The organism is Pantoea sp. FN0307, from assembly GCF_050113815.1.
GTDB lineage: Bacteria > Pseudomonadota > Gammaproteobacteria > Enterobacterales > Enterobacteriaceae > Mixta > Mixta alhagi.
The window spans coordinates 252,154-269,024 of sequence record NZ_JBNJSO010000003.1 but is presented as its reverse complement, the minus strand read 5'-3'; the positions used below and the strand labels follow the sequence as shown (position 1 = coordinate 269,024).

At 52.1% G+C, this 16,871-nt stretch carries 17 protein-coding genes and 1 riboswitch; of the genes, 11 read left to right on the top strand and 6 right to left on the bottom strand.

Annotated features, from left to right (window positions below; all coding sequences use genetic code 11):
• Positions 1-66: 66 nt before the first annotated feature.
• The 3 genes from ACQE3Z_RS11735 (at position 67) to ACQE3Z_RS11725 (ending at position 2,234) form a co-directional block, all read left to right on the top strand.
• Positions 67-264 carry a hypothetical protein gene (locus ACQE3Z_RS11735; protein ID WP_426973943.1) on the top strand — a complete coding sequence of 66 codons (198 nt, stop codon included), beginning with the start codon at positions 67-69 and terminating at the stop codon, positions 262-264.
• A gap of 1 nt (position 265) precedes the next feature.
• Entirely contained in the window at positions 266-1,030 is a 765-nt protein-coding gene (locus ACQE3Z_RS11730) for a hypothetical protein (RefSeq protein WP_250651422.1), read from the top strand.
• A gap of 76 nt (positions 1,031-1,106) precedes the next feature.
• Entirely contained in the window at positions 1,107-2,234 is a 1,128-nt protein-coding gene (locus ACQE3Z_RS11725; RefSeq protein ID WP_426973942.1) for a GNAT family N-acetyltransferase, read from the top strand.
• Here the strand turns inward: ACQE3Z_RS11725 and ACQE3Z_RS11720 are convergent.
• A complete protein-coding gene (locus ACQE3Z_RS11720; RefSeq protein WP_426973941.1) occupies positions 2,231-4,063 on the bottom strand; it encodes an ABC transporter ATP-binding protein in 1,833 nt (610 codons plus the stop codon). The genes ACQE3Z_RS11725 and ACQE3Z_RS11720 overlap by 4 nt on opposite strands.
• Positions 4,064-4,174: 111 nt before the next feature.
• On the opposite strand from ACQE3Z_RS11720, the gene ACQE3Z_RS11715 reads away from it, so the two are divergent.
• Positions 4,175-4,786: an alpha/beta hydrolase gene (locus tag ACQE3Z_RS11715; protein ID WP_426973940.1), complete on the top strand. Its 612-nt coding sequence runs from the start codon at positions 4,175-4,177 to the stop codon at positions 4,784-4,786.
• 12 nt (positions 4,787-4,798) lie between these two features.
• Here ACQE3Z_RS11715 and ACQE3Z_RS11710 read toward each other — a convergent pair whose 3' ends face one another.
• Positions 4,799-5,614 carry a sugar phosphate isomerase/epimerase family protein gene (locus ACQE3Z_RS11710; protein WP_426973939.1) on the bottom strand — a complete coding sequence of 272 codons (816 nt, stop codon included), beginning with the start codon at positions 5,612-5,614 and terminating at the stop codon, positions 4,799-4,801.
• Between the two features lie 69 nt (positions 5,615-5,683).
• Positions 5,684-6,061: a fluoride efflux transporter CrcB gene (crcB, locus tag ACQE3Z_RS11705; protein ID WP_426973938.1), complete on the bottom strand. Its 378-nt coding sequence runs from the start codon at positions 6,059-6,061 to the stop codon at positions 5,684-5,686.
• Between the two features lie 101 nt (positions 6,062-6,162).
• Positions 6,163-6,237: riboswitch (Fluoride riboswitch) on the bottom strand.
• Between the two features lie 147 nt (positions 6,238-6,384).
• Here crcB and ACQE3Z_RS11700 point away from each other — a divergent pair.
• On the top strand, positions 6,385-7,536 hold the full coding sequence (locus ACQE3Z_RS11700; protein ID WP_426973937.1) for a DUF1624 domain-containing protein: 1,152 nt from the start codon (positions 6,385-6,387) through the stop codon (positions 7,534-7,536).
• A gap of 427 nt (positions 7,537-7,963) precedes the next feature.
• Here ACQE3Z_RS11700 and ACQE3Z_RS11695 read toward each other — a convergent pair whose 3' ends face one another.
• Positions 7,964-8,146, bottom strand: coding sequence for a hypothetical protein (locus ACQE3Z_RS11695; RefSeq protein ID WP_250651415.1), 183 nt, complete (start codon positions 8,144-8,146; stop codon positions 7,964-7,966).
• A gap of 403 nt (positions 8,147-8,549) precedes the next feature.
• Between ACQE3Z_RS11695 and ACQE3Z_RS11690 the strand changes: the two genes are divergently transcribed.
• Together ACQE3Z_RS11690 and ACQE3Z_RS11685 are read left to right on the top strand one after the other, a co-directional pair.
• Positions 8,550-8,714 carry a general stress protein gene (locus ACQE3Z_RS11690; RefSeq protein WP_085068825.1) on the top strand — a complete coding sequence of 55 codons (165 nt, stop codon included), beginning with the start codon at positions 8,550-8,552 and terminating at the stop codon, positions 8,712-8,714.
• 317 nt (positions 8,715-9,031) lie between these two features.
• Positions 9,032-9,508 carry a ferritin-like domain-containing protein gene (locus ACQE3Z_RS11685; protein WP_426973936.1) on the top strand — a complete coding sequence of 159 codons (477 nt, stop codon included), beginning with the start codon at positions 9,032-9,034 and terminating at the stop codon, positions 9,506-9,508.
• 48 nt (positions 9,509-9,556) lie between these two features.
• Here the strand turns inward: ACQE3Z_RS11685 and ACQE3Z_RS11680 are convergent, their stop codons facing one another.
• Together ACQE3Z_RS11680 and ACQE3Z_RS11675 are read right to left on the bottom strand one after the other, a co-directional pair.
• Positions 9,557-10,948 (bottom strand): hypothetical protein, encoded by a 1,392-nt coding sequence (locus ACQE3Z_RS11680; RefSeq protein ID WP_426973935.1) that lies wholly within the window; start codon positions 10,946-10,948, stop codon positions 9,557-9,559.
• On the bottom strand, positions 10,941-11,864 hold the full coding sequence (locus ACQE3Z_RS11675; protein ID WP_426973934.1) for an alpha/beta fold hydrolase: 924 nt from the start codon (positions 11,862-11,864) through the stop codon (positions 10,941-10,943). The genes ACQE3Z_RS11680 and ACQE3Z_RS11675 overlap by 8 nt, the downstream gene beginning before the upstream one ends.
• A gap of 693 nt (positions 11,865-12,557) precedes the next feature.
• Between ACQE3Z_RS11675 and ACQE3Z_RS11670 the strand changes: the two genes are divergently transcribed.
• The 4 genes from ACQE3Z_RS11670 (at position 12,558) to mqo (ending at position 16,782) form a co-directional block, all read left to right on the top strand.
• Complete coding sequence (locus ACQE3Z_RS11670) at positions 12,558-12,800, top strand: DUF1158 family protein (RefSeq protein WP_250651411.1); 243 nt, start codon at positions 12,558-12,560, stop codon at positions 12,798-12,800.
• Positions 12,801-13,973: 1,173 nt separating this feature from the next.
• Entirely contained in the window at positions 13,974-14,369 is a 396-nt protein-coding gene (locus ACQE3Z_RS11665) for a YgiW/YdeI family stress tolerance OB fold protein (protein ID WP_426973933.1), read from the top strand.
• 45 nt (positions 14,370-14,414) lie between these two features.
• The gene (locus tag ACQE3Z_RS11660) at positions 14,415-14,810 is read left to right on the top strand and encodes a YgiW/YdeI family stress tolerance OB fold protein (RefSeq protein WP_426973932.1); all 396 of its coding nucleotides are present in this window, start codon (positions 14,415-14,417) and stop codon (positions 14,808-14,810) included.
• A 352-nt stretch (positions 14,811-15,162) separates the two neighbouring features.
• Positions 15,163-16,782 carry a malate dehydrogenase (quinone) gene (mqo, locus tag ACQE3Z_RS11655; protein ID WP_426973931.1) on the top strand — a complete coding sequence of 540 codons (1,620 nt, stop codon included), beginning with the start codon at positions 15,163-15,165 and terminating at the stop codon, positions 16,780-16,782.
• Positions 16,783-16,871: the final 89 nt, after the last annotated feature.

The window sequence follows — 16,871 nt, the reverse complement described above, 5'->3', positions numbered from 1 at the left end:
TTCAGACAGATCCCGCCCCAAAGCCGCTATCCCTTCCTACACTTATGGACAAAAAGGAGGAAAGAGATGTTAAAGCTGATGCGTTCATTGTTCACCAGTCCGGAAAAACTACTTCAGGTCATGTCCCAGGATGATGTCCAGGATTCGATTGACGATGGTGATCGTATTGTTATCGATGAAAATGGCAGCGCGATGGTCAATATTCACAGCAAGGAGGTGCAGAAAGATTTTGCCCGCCACGTCGAAGCATTAAAGAGGGCATAACATGGGAACGGCAATATTTATGGTGCTGATGGTTTGTGGCTACTGGTACAGCAGTCGCGATCTCTCTACGCGCTTCAAATTTAAACGTACGTTTGGCTGGGACGTCTATTTCCTGGTCGCACTTTATGGCTGTATTTTTGTTATCCAGGGCGTGATTGCCACCGCGATTATCTGGCTGCTGTTGCTGGTCACCTCTGCGGTGATGAATAAACTGCCGCAATATTTCGGCAGCGGGCATCATCATTACCATATCGAATTTATGAACTGGAGCTTTCTTGGCATTCAGGCGCCGGTGGTGATTATGCTGACCTTTGCCGTGCTGTTTTGTCTCTATCGCTCTAACTGGGCGGGCAGCGCGCGGCTTGATGGACGTGGCCGTCGCGAACTCTATAATTCGCTTACCCGTACCAATGGCGTGGAACATCTGCTTTATCAGTGTATGGAAGGAGGCGAACTGGCGTGGATCACGCTGACCTCCCACCGTATCTATATCGGCATGATCATGTCCTCTTCCTTCGACAGTTCTGATGCCAACAACGTGGTAGTGATCCCGATGCTGAGTGGCTACCGTGACAGTAAAACGCTTGATTTGGTGGTGGAGCACAACTACAGCGCCTGGTATGCCAAACACGATATTGACCTGACCTCAGAGCCGCAGTCGGCGCTCGATTTTCGTAAGGTTATCCTGCTTGACCAGATCGAAAGCCTGTCGCTGTTCGATCCCGCCAGCGCGCTGGCGCTGAATATGCGTGAAGACAGTGATTAAGCCAAATATGCTAAGGTGAAGTTTCACTCTCGGGCAACCGGTTTATGGTTCGCCCGCCATCTGTCGGAGCCTGTTGATGTCGTTCTCCTTTCTCACTTCGCTCGCCGCCGTTTCTGCCGCCGACTGGGATGCGCTACTGCCTGATAACAATCCGTTTTTACGTTACGCTTTTTTGCGTTCGCTGGAAGAGAGCGGCAGCGTTGGCGCAGAAAGCGGTTGGCAACCCGCACACTGGGTCGCCCTGGAACAGGGACAGCTGCGTGCGGCGCTACCAGGCTATCAGAAAAGTCATTCCTGGGGTGAATATGTGTTTGATCACAGTTGGGCGGACGCCTGTTATCGCGCCAACATTCCCTATTATCCGAAATGGCTGGGCGCTATTCCGTTTAGTCCGGTCAGCGGGCCGCGTCTGCTGGGCGATGCCACATCGCTGACGGCGCTGCTGGAAGCCTTGCCTGAGGCGCTTGCCCGCCAGGGGTTCTCTGGCGCCCACATTAACTTTACCGATCCACGCAGTGATGTGCTGTTGGCTGCGCAACCCGGCTGGCTGTCGCGCCTTGGCTGCCAGTATCACTGGCATAATCCCGGCTATCGCGATTTTCAGGATTTTCTCGATACCTTGATGTCGCGCAAGCGTAAGCAGATCCGTAAAGAGCGTGAACAGGTTGCCGCTAATGGCATTAGCTTTCACTGGCTCAGCGGCGGTGAGCTAAGCGAAGCCCAATGGGATTTTGTTTATACCTGTTATGCCAATACCTACGCAGTACGCGGACAGCAGCCTTATCTGACGCGTGACTTTTTCAGCCTGCTGGCGGAGCGTATGCCCGGCGCGATCCAGGTGGTTTTTGCCCAACGCGGGACGCAGCCGGTGGCGATGGCGTTTAGCCTGATCGGCGACGATACCCTGTATGGCCGTTACTGGGGCTGCCTGGCGGAATTTGACCGTCTGCATTTCGAGACCTGCTTCTGGCAGGGAATGGATTATGCCATTGCCCACGGCCTGCGCCATTTCGATGCGGGCGCACAGGGAGAACATAAACTGGTGCGCGGTTTTGAACCTACGCTTACCCGCTCATGGCACTGGCTACGGCATGAGGGATTACGCGCAGCGGTTGGCGATTTTTTACAGCAGGAGCAGGCGGGCGTACTGGCCTGGGCGGAGGAAGCGCGTGATGCGCTGCCCTACCGCCGTGGACAGGCTTAGTGATCGCCGACAAAGTTGCCGGTTTGATGACGCCACAAACGGGCATACAGCCCGTTATGCGCCAGCAACTGCTGGTGATTACCCATCTCGATAATTTTGCCCTGTTGCAGCACCACCAGCCGATCGAGTCTGGCGATTGTCGAGAGACGGTGGGCAATGGCGATCACCGTTTTGCCCTCCATCAGGGTATCCAGACTCTCCTGAATCGCCGCCTCTACCTCTGAATCGAGCGCGGAAGTGGCCTCATCCATGATCAAAATTGGCGCATCCTTTAACAGCACGCGTGCGATAGCGATACGCTGGCGCTGACCACCGGAAAGCTTCACGCCGCGCTCGCCCAGATGCGCATCCAGCCCGATACGCCCTTCGTTATCGGAAAGCAGCGGAATGAATTCATCGGCGCGCGCCCGACGGATCGCCGTCCACAGCTCCTCTTCGGTAGCGTCCGGACGACCATACAGCAGGTTATCGCGAATGGATCGATGCAGCAGCGAGGTATCCTGGGTGATCATGCCAATCTGTGCCCGCAGGCTGGTTTGGGTGACTTTTGTAATATTTTGACCATCAATGCTGATGCTGCCGCCTTCCAGGTCATACAGCCGCAGCAGCAGATTAACCAGCGTCGATTTTCCCGCGCCCGATGGTCCAATCAGCCCGATCTTTTCGCCGGGCTGAATATCCAGGTTGAGGTTATTGATTACCCGCCGACCGCCGCCATAGTCAAAATGGACATTTTCAAAACGGATCCCGCCCTGCGTTACGCGTAGCGGTTTAGCATTCGGCTCGTCGGTGACGCTTAGCGGCTGCGCAATGGTGGTCAGGCCATCCTGAACCGTACCGATATTGTCAAAAATGCCGTTGACCACCCACATAATCCAGCCGGACATATTCACAATACGGATCACCAGCCCGGTTACCAGCGCAATCGCGCCGACGGTGATCAGCGACTCGCTCCACAGCCACAGCGCCAGCCCGCAGGTGGAACCGATCAGTAAGCCATTCAGCGTAGAGAGCGTTATATCCATGCTGGTCAGCATCCGGCTGGCCTGCTGCGTTTTCTGCGTTTGCTCGCCTATCGCCTCCTGCGCGTAGCGCTGCTCCAGATCGGTATGAGCAAACAGCTTTAACGTGGTGATGTTGGTATAGCCATCAACAATGCAACCCATCAGCTTTGAACGCGCCTCAGAAGAGATCACCGATCGCGCTTTGATACGCGGCACAAAATAGCGCAGCGTGCTGGCATAAGCGAAAATCCAGGCGATCAGCGGCAGCATCAGCCGCCAGTCCGCTTCGGCAAACAGCACCAGCGAGGTGATGGCGTAAATAGAAACGTGCCACATAGCGTCAACGGTCTGGACTGCCGAATCACGCAGCGCATTACCGGTCTGCATAATGCGCTGGGCGATTCGCCCGGAAAAATCGTTCTGGAAGAATTTCAGGCTTTGACGCAGCACGTAGCTGTGGTTCTGCCACAGGATCAGGCTGCCCAGGCTGGGGCCAATGCTTTGATGGATGAGCAGATCGTGCAAACCGATAAACAGCGGACGCAAAATCATCGCTACCGCCGCCATCCACAGCAGCGTTCCCCAGTTTTCCTGAAAGAAGATGGCAGGCGTTGAGGCGTTGACCATATCGATCAGCTGACTTAAATAACGGTAGAGCGCGACTTCAATCAGCGCAACAATCAGGCCGACCGCCAGCAGCGCGGCAAAGCTGCGCCAAACCTGACGCAGAAAATAACTGTAAAAGGCTCCAACGCTATCCGGCGGTGCTTCGCCGGGTGCATCCTGAAAGATATTGATATAACGTTCGAAACGGCGAAATAGCATAAATGTGCTCATTTTTTGCCCTACGAATCACTGATCTTAGTGCAAATAGCCGCAATGGTTTAACTTCGAAATGTAAAAGCGCAGGACAAAACTTTCCACGCGGAGGCGAAGATGACAAAAAAACTGGTGATTTTTCTACACGGCGTTGGCAGCAACGGTGACGATCTGGCCGGGCTGGGCCCGCACTGGGCGCCGCTGCTGCCTGCCACCGCTTTTGCCGCGCCCGATGCGCCCTTTCGCTTCGAGCATGGTCCCGGCTTTCAGTGGTTCAGCCTGGACGGCGTAACCGCGCAAAACCGAGGGGAACGGGTAAGAGAAGCCCGCGCCGCCTTTGATAAGACGCTGCATGGTTTGCTGAGCGCGCATCAGATTACACAACCGGAAAAGGTACTGCTGGTGGGCTTTTCGCAGGGGTCGATTATGGCGCTGGATGCGCTGGCGTCCGGGCGCTGGCCGTTAGCGGGCGTGGTGGCTTTTTCCGGTCGCCTGGCTACGCCCGACCCGCTGATGCCGGTACGTAACGCGCCGGTACTGCTGGTGCACGGCAGAGCCGATCCGGTGATCCCGTGGGAGGAGACGGAATCTGCCGCGCTGCGCCTGAAGGCAACGGGCATGTCGGTAGAAACCCTGTTTGAAAGCGGCGTCGGCCATACCATTTCCGGCTCCGGTGCACAGCGAGCGGTTAATTTTATTGCCCGCTGCTTTAAAGGCAGCGAGCACTAATCATTACAGGCGTTAAGGCCAGCACCGGCGCAGGGCGGCAAACGCCTGCGCAGCAGCAACCTGCGGCGGTTGCTGCTTCAGCCGATCGTTAAACACCTCAATTCCGACCGGGCCGCGATAGCCTTTACGCTGCAGCGCAGCGACAAAATCCGCTACCGGCAAAATGCCATCACCGGGCAGCAGACGATGATGACGCGCGCTATCGATCAGCTGCGACATATCGTCTGGCGTGACCGCCTCAGCCATATCGCACAACTGTACTTCGTAAATCCGCTGCGGCGGAATGTCTTCCAGCACGCTGGCATCATCGTCACGCGCGGCGATATGGAACAGATCCACCACCAGCCCGACGTTGGGCAAATCGAGCCGTTTCAGCCGTTGCCAGGCCGTCCCCAGCTGGTTATCCACCGTGCTCCAGGCCATCGGCTCATACATGATGCGCAAATCATGCCGCGCCGCCTCGGCGGAGAGCCAGCACAAATCTTCATCAATCAACTCAGCCTGGCAATCCTCGCGTGTGCAGGCAGGTGCCTGAACCGTGCGGCAACCTATTGCCTGCGCCAGCTGAAAAAACTGCTGCGCCTGCTGTCGCTTCTCTTCACGCAGTGCCAGCGGTGCGCCAGCGAAATCGCGCAACACCTGACAGTTGGTGAACCCCAGATTAAGCCGCTGCGCCTGCGCCCGGATGGCCTTTGCACCGCCTTCTGCCGCCTGCACATTTTCCTGCCAGATCTCCACCTCATCGAAACCAGCCTGCTTCGCGGCGTGCAGCAGCGTAAGCGGTTCGCCTTCCAGCAGTACCAGATTAAGAAATACAGGGTTAGCCATTCATCCTCCTTGTTCACCGGGAAAACCGGCGCGTAAATTGCGCCGCCCGGTTTAACTGTAGAAGGTTATCTAGCCCAGCAGGGTAACCAGGGTGAAACCGGCAAAGGTCATTAGCAACGAGCCAACAACATGAACCAGCACGTGACCCATTGCCCAGATATATTTGCCGCTTTGCATCAGCAACATGATTTCTGTGGAGAAGGTGGAAAAGGTGGTCAGCCCGCCACACAGTCCGGTGACAATCAGCAATTTCCACTCTGGAGAAAGGTGCGGATTCTTCATAAACCAGGCGGTGGCGATACCGATGATCAGGCCGCCCAGCAGATTAACCAGCAGCGTACCCGGCGGTAAATTTGGAAACAGCGCATTAAAGCGCAACGAAATTAGCCAACGCAGCGTACAGCCTGCGGCGCCCCCGAGCATAACTGCCAGCATAGATTTCAACATTGTCGTTAAGGCTCAATAATGGTTTTAATTCAACGAGATATGACGCAGCAAGAAGGCAGAGCGCTATCCTGACATGCGTCACACCTTCCCGGTGAGAAAGTGTGGTGTCAGGCGTCATCAGCGCTCAAAGGAAGAGTAGCGGTTGGGTAAGGTGGAACGCCATCACCCCGGGCAGTTATTTTAGCCACAGCCTGAGCGGCCTGGCAATGAAAACACTCTGGCATTCTGCCTACAGTGAACGATGATGCAGCTGCTCACGCCCTTGAGTCACAACCTTTTGTTATGATATAACGTTTCGCTCTTTATACTACCAGGAAAAGGATATGTCCGATAAGCTTGTTCAACGGCTGCAGGCTATTGATGCGCTGCGTGGCCTGGTGATCCTGTTAATGCTGCTGGATCACGTGCGTGAAACCTTCTATCTGCATAAACAACTTGCCGATCCGATCGATGTCGCTAACACCGATCCGGCGTTGTTTATCAGCCGTACTCTGGCGCATCTGTGCGCGCCGGTTTTTGTATTTTTAACTGGTCTCTCCGCCGCGCTTTATCAGCAAAAAAAGCAAAGCCGTAAGGCCGTGTCGCTGTTCCTGCTGAAGCGCGGTCTGGTGCTGGTGGCACTGGAGCTAACGCTGGTTAACTTCGCCTGGACCTTTAGCTTCCCGCCGGAAGTGCTCTATTTACAGGTGATTTGGGCGATTGGCCTGAGTATGCTGGCGCTTGGCGGGCTGCTGTGGCTGCCGCTGTGGGCTATTGTCACCATCGGAATTGTGCTGGTGGCGGGACATAATCTGCTTGACCATATTCATGCTGCACCCGGTACGTTCTGGCACCTGCCGTGGGCGATCCTGCACGATCGCGGCTGGATTGAATTAGGCGATTCGCTGCGGATGCGTACATCCTATCCGGTGCTGCCGTGGATTGGCGTCATTGCGCTGGGCTACTGTGCGGGCCAGCTCTGGCAACCGGCCTGCAACCGCGCAACGCGCGGCAAAATATTGCTGACCAGCGCCGCCAGCCTGCTGGGGCTGTTCGTGCTACTACGTTTGCTTAACGGCTATGGTGAAAAGCCGTGGCAGGCGGGCAATACGCTGGGCGAAAGCGCAATGGCGTTTTTTAATATCACCAAATATCCACCCTCCCTGCTGTTTATCTGCCTGACGCTGGCAGTTGGCCTGACGCTGCTGGCGCTGTTTGAACGTATCGAAGAGCGCAGTCGTACTATTGCCTGGCTGGCGGTATTTGGCAGCGCGCCAATGTTTTTCTATTTGCTGCATCTTTACGTTCTGAAAGGTATGTATCTGGTCGCTGAAGCAAGCTGGGGGAAAAATCAGGGTGACTGGTTCGGCTTCGATGCCGTCTGGCAGCTGTGGTTCTGTATGCTGCTGCTGGCGCTGCTGCTGTGGTGGCCGGTACGCGCCTTTGCCCGACTAAAGCAACAAAGGCGTGATATCCGCTGGCTGAAGTATTTCTGATCGGTAAGTGATGGCTATACTGACCCGCCTTTAACCGGGCGGGTCATACTGGCGATAACTTATTCCTTGCCCGCTAACTTTTAACACCTCAATGCAATAAGCGATTTAGCAAAATAAATTGATGAAATAAGTATCATCAACATTTTTGCAAATTACACTCTTTACTCATCAATGATGCGCTGATGTTAATTACGCCAATTGAGCCGATAAATTATTTTTGTTTATTACGCAATTAGCTAAAATAGTTAATCTGCTAAATTATCTGGTTAAGGCCACGTTTACCGGATACGACGAGGCAAAGGCGTAAAGATAGCATTGCTGCTTCACAGAGACCTGGTGAAAGGCACGTCTCTCATGAATCAAAGAGATGTAAAACAGAGAGCCTGCTCCGGCGCCAGCAGCGTGGCCGACGCCGGTAAAAATCAAATTAACGTACCTGAGAGGAGGCATTCACAGGTTCGAAGGCATGACAATGCCGCCGCAGCCACTGCGCAGAGCGAAAAACCGCGCCGCCGTTACGGAACAGCAGCCAGGCCACTTTACCTTTCTTCAATACGATAAAGGATCCCAGATGGGGAAGCTCACGGGATCGTAACCATGTGGTATTCATCAGTCATCTCCTCCGTTGTGAATTAGCTTGCTGAATAATTAAAGACCAAACAAAACGAAACGGCCTGCTTTTTTTCACTGATCCGACCTGCGGAAAGCGCGTTGTGATCCTGAGCCAGGAAGAGTTTATTATGGGTAGCCGCAGAGGCTTTTCTGCCTTTCTGGCATTAACAGACGAGGCGCCAGATATATATTTCAGGCGTCATTCATAAAATATAACATTTTCATTTACCCGTTATGTAACGCGAACTTATGCTCTATAAAACGCCATAAGAAAAACTTTTAGCTGCCATCGCCTTGCAATATCATTCTCAACCGCTAAATTTAAAAACGTTGGATGCGCATATATTTATCGCCCACTGATAAATATATGCATTCTGTTAATACACACGAGGAGAAATAATATGACTCAGCATCGTGGTGGTTCAGGTAACTTTGCAGAAGATCGTGAAAAAGCCTCTGAAGCCGGTAAGAAAGGCGGCCAACAAAGCGGCGGTAACTTTAAAAATGACCGCGAAAAAGCCTCTGAAGCAGGCAAAAAAGGCGGACAAAATAGCCGCCGCAGCTAATTTAAAGCCGGGTAACTCCCTGTAAAATTAGTTAACCCGTAGTGCGCGCTGGCGTACTGCGGGTAAGTGTGTTACTTCTTGCGCCCGTTCTTTTTTCTCTGCTTTATCGCCTTCTTTGTATCAGCCTATTCCCTGCCCTTTTATTAATAAGCCAGGCAGCGCAGACTTTATTTAAAACAAGCGAGGCGGTAGCAGCAGGATGAATCCTAATCTCATCATTCTGCCGTTGCAGTTGTTTATTTTTGTCTATACTGAAATTAACAGGGCATGCCACCCCTGAACTTATAAATTATTATCCTTTGGTTATGGAGATTACGATGAGTATTAAAACGCTGGAAGAGATGTTTATTCACGATCTGTCTGATGTTTACAGCGCTGAGAAGCAAATTAGTCGTGCCCTGCCAAAAATGGCGCGTGCCGCTAGCGATGAGAATCTTATCGAAGCGTTCAAAACTCATTTGGAAGAAACCCAGGGCCAGATCGAGCGTCTTGATCAGCTGGTAGAAGCGACCCCTGAAGTGCGTATTAAGCGTATGAAATGTCATGCGATGGAAGGCCTGATAGAAGAAGCGCAGGAAATCATCGATTCCGTCGAGAAAGGCGTGGTGCGTGATGCTGGCCTGATCGGCGCAGCACAGAAAGTGGAACACTACGAAATCGCGGCTTACGGCACGCTGCGTGCGCTGGCACAGAAGCTGGGCTATACAGAAGCGGCTCGCCTGCTGGAAGAAACGCTGCAGGAAGAGAAAGCCACTGATGAAAAGCTCACCCTTATTGCTGAAAAAGCGCAGTAATTGTTGAGTAGCAGTCAGGTCACAGGGCCTGACTGCTCATCTTGTTTCTCAGTTATGTAGCAAACACTCCACCTGAAATTTTTCCCCGTAACGCTGTACACCCGCTAAAAATGTTTCAGTCGTCAGCGGTTCTGGCGGCGGTAACAGCGGCGATCTCTGTTTCAGTTCCTCATCAAAACGCGATAACGTTGCGAAATCACGCGGGAAGCGTTCCGTATCAACACCGACAAATGCGCCTTCATCGGTAGCGTAATTCAACAGCTGTTGCCAGCGTTCAATCGAAGCCATCCCGATACTTTCCGTGCCGTGAGAAAACAGCAGTAGATCGATATTACGGAACCGAGGCTGACGCTCAAGATAGCGCTGTAGTGAGCTGGCAGAAGGCTCGGTACAGAAGGTCAGCCAGAAAGGAATCGCATATTGCTGCATGGTGGTCCAGGGATCCATTAACAGGAAATTATCCACCACCAGCCGCGAAGCGATCACGCCTGCCGAAAGATACCAGTCACGATAAATTTCGGCAGTCACAAAGCTCAGCGCTTCCGGGTTTTCATAACGCAGCTCTACCAGTTTCCAGTTCTGGCTGTTCGCCAGTTTTTTCAGCTCGGCCATCAGGTGCGCATCAAACCCCCACTCTGCCTCCGGTACGGTAACGTCCGGCGCAGGCGGCTCCCATTTTTCACGTTCAACGCCGTTACGTGCCAGATATTCCATTACTCGTGGCCCGCCAGAGAAATATTCCTGCTCCGTTGCGCCCCCTACCGCTCCAAATTGATAAAAAGAGCGATCGCTGGTACGCGTGGCGGGCCACTGCTGCGTACAGTGATTGATTACCAGCGTTCCGCCTGGCGGCAGCGCGCTAAGCAAAAACTCATGATATTCCAGCGGCAGTTTACGGTGCTTTAAACGGAAATAGGACATCTGGTCCAGCATCAAACGATCCTGATTCGGATCCTGCATATGATGAACCGCCAGATGGGGTGAGGCCGCCAGCAACGCATCGGTAATCGGCTTGCCGTCCGCCATGCCTTTCTGTGCATCATCCGGGTCGTTGTGCGATGAACGTACCGGACACAAAAATGTTTGCGGCAGCCAGGGCACGCCCATCGCCGCCGCCAGATGTACCATCGCGCCGTTAGAGGAGCCGACAAAAGCGGCCTGATACTGCTGCTGCGGATATTGATTCGCTACCCAACGCGCGATGCCTTCAATATCCAGATGCTGCGCCTGACTTAGCGTAATGCCTTCAGCCATACCGCCAAGCGCATAGCCCCATTCACGGACGCGCTCAGGCAGTAAATTCAACGCCGGCAGCATGCGATCCAACGTAGGCGACTGGCTTGGGCTGCTAAAAGGGCGCTGATGTAGCGCATTGCTGAGCGCCATTACCATCGTTGCCGAAGAGTCAAAGCGGGCAACGCCTTTTGGTGGTTTACTCATGGTTTTCCTGCTCCTTCTGCACGCGAGCAATAAAAGGTCGGATAGCGCGGCTGTAGCTCCACGGGTAAACGTAGTGCAGCGTATGCGTACCTTGCGGGATGGTCATCAGCTCGCCACGCGGCAGCAGCGCCACCATCTCTGTGACCCAACGAGCGGGCGAAACCACATCAAACGATCCTCGCACCACCAGCGTTGGCGCTTTGATATGTGGCAGCCGCTGCTCGATGCGATCGCGCATCATGAGGCGCATGGTATTCATGGCGCGCCAGATACCCGCTTTGGCATAATCGATACGGCTAAGCGCGGCGGGAGAACGATGCGCTTCCCGTCGGCCATTGATCCAGTCGCGCCAAATTTGGCGCAGCAGCGTACGGTTATGACGATCGACAGTAGGCCCTTGCAGTACCAGCCCGGCAACCGCTTCAGGATGCGCAACCGCCAGCGCAGCCAGCACCTGGCATCCCATAGAGTTGCCGATAAAAATAGCGCGCGACAGCTGATTTTGCTGCATCCACAGCCATAACGCCTCTGCCAGTTGATCAACGCTTAACACCGGCTGCGAGGCCGGAAGCGAACTGCCGCCAAAACCGGGCAGATCAGGAACCAGTACGCGATATTCCCAGCCTAATGCCAGCGCCAGGTCTTCCATGGCACGCCCGGACAGCACCAGACCATGCAACAAAACCACCGGCAGGCCAGGGCGGCTTTCTGGCGTTACGCGGGTAAACATTCGCCACGGCCCGACTTGCTGGTAATAGCCCGCCAGACCTGCCTGATGGCTATGAATGCCCACCGGCGGCGTCTGCTGCCATTTACGCCATTGCTTAACAAATAGCGCCGTCCCGGCCACTGCTGCGGCCATACCGAGAAGAAGTGTGCGGTTATTCGGCCCGCGCCTCCGGGTTGCTCTCTTCATCAGCTGCTCTCAGGTTAGGGATACCCGCTAAGTTTAGGCGTTAAATAACGCTTCGCCTTGTTTGCCGGGACGCTTAATCAGAACGGTTGATAAAAATGTGCGGCGGTTATCAACAAAGGGCGTTTAAGAAACAGGCTGTAGGCCCTTGTCAGCGCAAAACTTTTAGCGGTGAAAACACCGCCGATAAGGCGATTGGATAAGAGCGAAACAAAGCTGGAGACAAGAAGAATGAAGCGGAAGGATACATAAAGCGGGTTTGATAACCATCGGTCGTTCCCTGGCCGCGGTTATCGAGGGTGTTAGTGCGGCGCTGCCGTTAGTTCAGCGCGCCGGGCGGCACATGCTTAAAGGTTTCAACATAAGCGCGAAACACATACCGAAAGAACTTTTTCATAACCCATGACCTGCTTAACTTTTGTTGAAAAAAACAACGAAAATTATAACGGCAGCGGTTTTTTTCAGCAACTTTTTTTGAAGCGGCTCACAAAATTGACGGCGATTATGCAAAGCCTGACTTAAACAAAAGCTAAACGAATCCTGATTATAGGCCTTTTTTCAACGTGGGTTATCACACAAGCCATTGATTTAATGCTGAAGATATTCACCCTGCGCCATGATGACCACGCCAAACATTGAACCATCATGCTGAATCCCGGAGAATGAACGTCTCTTTTTCTTTTTGTCCTGAATTCCATGAAATCCACTTTTGAAAACTGGCTGGCGCCAATGAGCATTCTGCTGCTGGGCTTTCTCTCCGCGCTGCTATTGCCTGCGCCCTCTCCGGGTCCGCAGTTTACTGCCCGTATGATGTCGCTGTTTCATTTCAGCGATCTCAATCAGTTTTATACCTTTGTGCTCTGCCTGTGGTTTTTGCTGCTGGGCACGATAGAGTTTTTTGTGCTGCGCTTTCTCTGGCGTCGCTTTGGTAAGGTTTAAACGTTCTGTTGTCTCGTCAGCTTTATAATTAACTGGCCCAGGAAGTAGACGGCCGAAGAGGCCGTCAGATAAGTTGTTTTCTTTCTCGCAATCAAAACCACTCTTTAAAAATAGTGGAATTAATGCACCAGAAAAATAATCTAAAATTATTATTTCACAATCATTAAATGAAAATATAAAAACCTCGAATTATTTATTTATTTATAACCAACCATTAAGCAGACAAAGAAAAGTATAAATTAACTATATGTAAAACTATTTTTTTATTTTTATAGTTAATCTCAAAAAAAGACAGATTAAATATTAACAACATACAAAGGTAATTTATGAAATGAAAAGAAAGTTATTTTTATCATTCTTTAAATACTCCATTTTTTTCGCAACCATACTCATTGTGTCTGGGTATTTTCATTATGGTTTTTTTGAGAACATACCCAAGAAAGTATGTTACTCAGTTATAACAGCTATGGTTTTTGTAATATTAAAACCATTGATAACAAGGAGATCAGACTAATGAAATGACTAAACCGTGAAGAAACTCAACTAGCTTCGGGCGGAAGAGATGCATCCCAGGCGGTAGGCACTCTTATTAGAGGATTGTTAGGTAATATGTCAAAAATACCACATGGTGGGCTTTATGGCTCAGTGATAGGGGGCTATTTAGGCGCAAAAATTTATGACAGCGCAAGAGAAACGATTGTCATTCCCCCCGATGTTAAATTGATTATATAAACAATGGTCGCCCCTGGGGAACAATCAATATACCAACTTCTCCTGTATGGCATTAATCATGCAAAAGATAGCATGATGTTTTTCAAGTCAGGCACCATGCCATTTTACAGAAATATCGCATTAAGCGGAATCAATTACTGTGACTTACCATGCGTTTTCTTTATTCAAACGACTATATTTATTTTTTAAACCAATCCGCGTTATTAATACCGCTGTAAAATTGAGCGCTGCTCAACGTTAATCATTGCCTGGTTATGCCTGTGATTTCAGCTGCCAGGCATGCTGTAACACTGCCGCCCGCTCCGGACAATTTTCCTAAAGTTGTGCAATATCAATGCGGCCGTACGCTGATTTCCCCCGATTTCATCAGACTGTGCCAGGCTTATATCCTGCAAAGGCATATTTCGCCTGGCCCGAACGGATGGTTATTAAGGAGAATGTATGGCTAAAAAATTGACTATCGCCGCTCTGATTGCCCTTTTCACGCTGCCGGCTTTTGCCGAAGATAGCGGCGGCTACAAAAGCGGCGAAAAACCGCCGGAGAATCAGGACAGCGGTTATAAAGGAACGGAAGACACGACCTCAGCGCGGCTTGAGCTGGTAAAAACAATGCGTGACGGCGCCTGGGTAACGGTTGAGGGTTATATCGTTAAGCAGAAAGACGCTAACCGCTATCAGCTGCGCGGTCACGGCGATCAGACTATCGATCTGGTTATCCCGGAAAAGGTCTGGGCAGGGAAAACCTATGATGCCAAAGACCAGGTGCGCCTGAACGGTCGCGTACGTCAGGATGGCGAACGTCGCTGGATTGATGTGCAGCAGCTGGGCGACCCCTGATAGCGCAGCGGTAATTCATGTGGTTAATGACCGCAGGAGATGGCAATGAATAAAATCCTGACGCTGTGTCTGGCTACACTGCTTGCCGCACCAACGCTGGCCGCCGATGGCGGCTTTAATCCGGACGGCAAAGCACCGCCGCCGGAAGATCAAAAAGATGGCTACCGTGCAGTAACAGATAACCAGCAACTGAATACGGCTCATCAGCTGGCACAGCTTTCTACCGGAACCTGGGTAACCCTGCAGGGCAACATTATCCGGCAAACCGGTAAAAAAACCTGGGAGCTGCGCGATCGCACTGGCACCGTCCAGTTACAGATTGACGACGGCGTCTGGCAGGGGCAGGAAGTGAAACCGGATGATTTGATTTCAGTTAACGGTACTTTACTGCGCTACGGCAAAAGCCTGCTGATTGACGTAAAAAAATTACATCTGCTTTAACACTCCGCTCTCCTGTTCCCTTGCTGTAAAAGCAAGGGAACGCTTACCTACATCCCTTTTCCTCTGCTGTTAGCTAAACAATTTTTGTACTGTTAGGCTAAGAAGTGTGAAGCTGATCGCTTCAGCGTGGTTAAAATTCAAACAACTTTTAAAGTTTAAACAAATTATTCAATTTTATTACGAGAATGTTATATTTCTCAGCACGCCTATAACGTGTGGTTAACCCATGCCGTTCGTGCGGTTATGTCACTCGCTTTTTTAGTTATGGAAAGAGAGCAACCCGCCTGACAGAAGCTGGACGCTCTCGCCTGCAATTACCTGTTGAGCAATCAACAGACGGAGATGTCGCCACATGCGTAAAAAAGCATTGCTTCTGGCGCTGTGTATGAATGCTTTCGGCCTAAGTAAGCATGCAGTAGCAGAAGATAAAAAGGACGTCGATGTACTGCTCATCGGCGGGGGAATTATGAGTGCCACCCTGGGAACCTATCTTCAGGAGCTGGAACCAGACTGGACTATCGAAATGGTAGAGCGTCTGGATAACATCGCAGAAGAGAGCTCAAACGGCTGGAACAACGCCGGTACAGGCCACTCCGCGCTGGCGGAAATGAACTATACGCCAGAAAAAGAGGATGGCTCTATCGACATCAGCAAAGCCATTGAAATTAACGAATCCTTCCAGATTTCTCGTCAGTTCTGGGCCTCTCAGGTACAGAAAGGCGTTCTGCACGATCCGCGCAGCTTTATCAATTCTACCCCACATATGAGCCTGGTCTGGGGCGAAGAAAACGTTAATCTACTGCGTAAACGTTATGAAGCGCTGCAAAAGAGCACGCTGTTCCGTGGCATGGAATACTCTGAAGACCACGAACAAATCGCTAAATGGGCGCCGCTGATGATGCAAGGCCGCGATCCGCAGCAGAAAGTGGCCGCCACGCGCATTGATATCGGTACTGACGTCAACTTCGGTGAAATCACGCGCCAGCTGGTGGCATCAATGGGGAAAAGCCCAAACTTCAGTCTGAAGACCCGTCACGAAGTGCGCGATATTGAGCGTAACGACGATGGTAGCTGGAACGTTACCGTTGCCGATCTCAAAAACAACGGCGCAGAGCGCGTGATTAGGGCGAAGTATGTCTTTATTGGCGCTGGCGGCGCGGCTCTGCCGCTGCTGCAGAAGAGCGGCATCCCGGAAGCAAAAAACTACGCTGGCTTCCCGGTAGGTGGCTCCTTCCTGGTAACGGAAAATCAGGAAGTCGTTAAGCAGCATCTGGCAAAAGTGTATGGTAAGGCTTCGGTTGGCGCGCCGCCGATGTCCGTGCCGCATCTGGATACCCGCATGCTGGATGGAAAACGGGTTCTGCTGTTTGGCCCCTTCGCCACCTTCTCGACCAAATATCTGAAACACGGTTCCCTGTGGGATATGTTCGGCTCCATCACCCCCAGCAACCTGATGCCGATGGTACATGTCGGTCTGGATAACTTTGACCTGGTGAAATATCTGGTCGGCCAGCTGATGCTGAACGATGACGATCGCTATGCGGCGCTGAAAACCTGGTTCCCGCAGGCGAAAAAAGAAGACTGGCATCTGATCCAGGCAGGTCAGCGCGTGCAGATCATCAAAAAAGATGCAGAAAAAGGCGGCGTATTGCGCCTGGGCACCGAAGTGGTAACCTCTCAGGACGGCACCATTTCTGCTCTGCTGGGCGCATCGCCAGGCGCTTCTACGGCAGCGCCAATTATGCTGAATCTGATGCAGAAAGTGTTTAAAGATAAAATCGCTACGCCAGAATGGCAGGCGAAGCTGAAAGAGATGATCCCCTCTTACGGCCAGAAACTGAATGGCAATATCAGTGCCACCGAGCATGAGCTGGCGGAAACCAGCCGCATCCTGCAACTTGATTATTCGCCGATGACGCCAGCCGCCGCTAATGACGAAACGTCTCACGCCGCTGCAGCGGCAGGCAAGTAAGCCTTAACGTTTCAGATCGGTGCGCTATTCAGGGGCGGCAGCAATGCTGCCCCTTTTTTAATCGTATCAGCCATACAGCCAGAACTTTA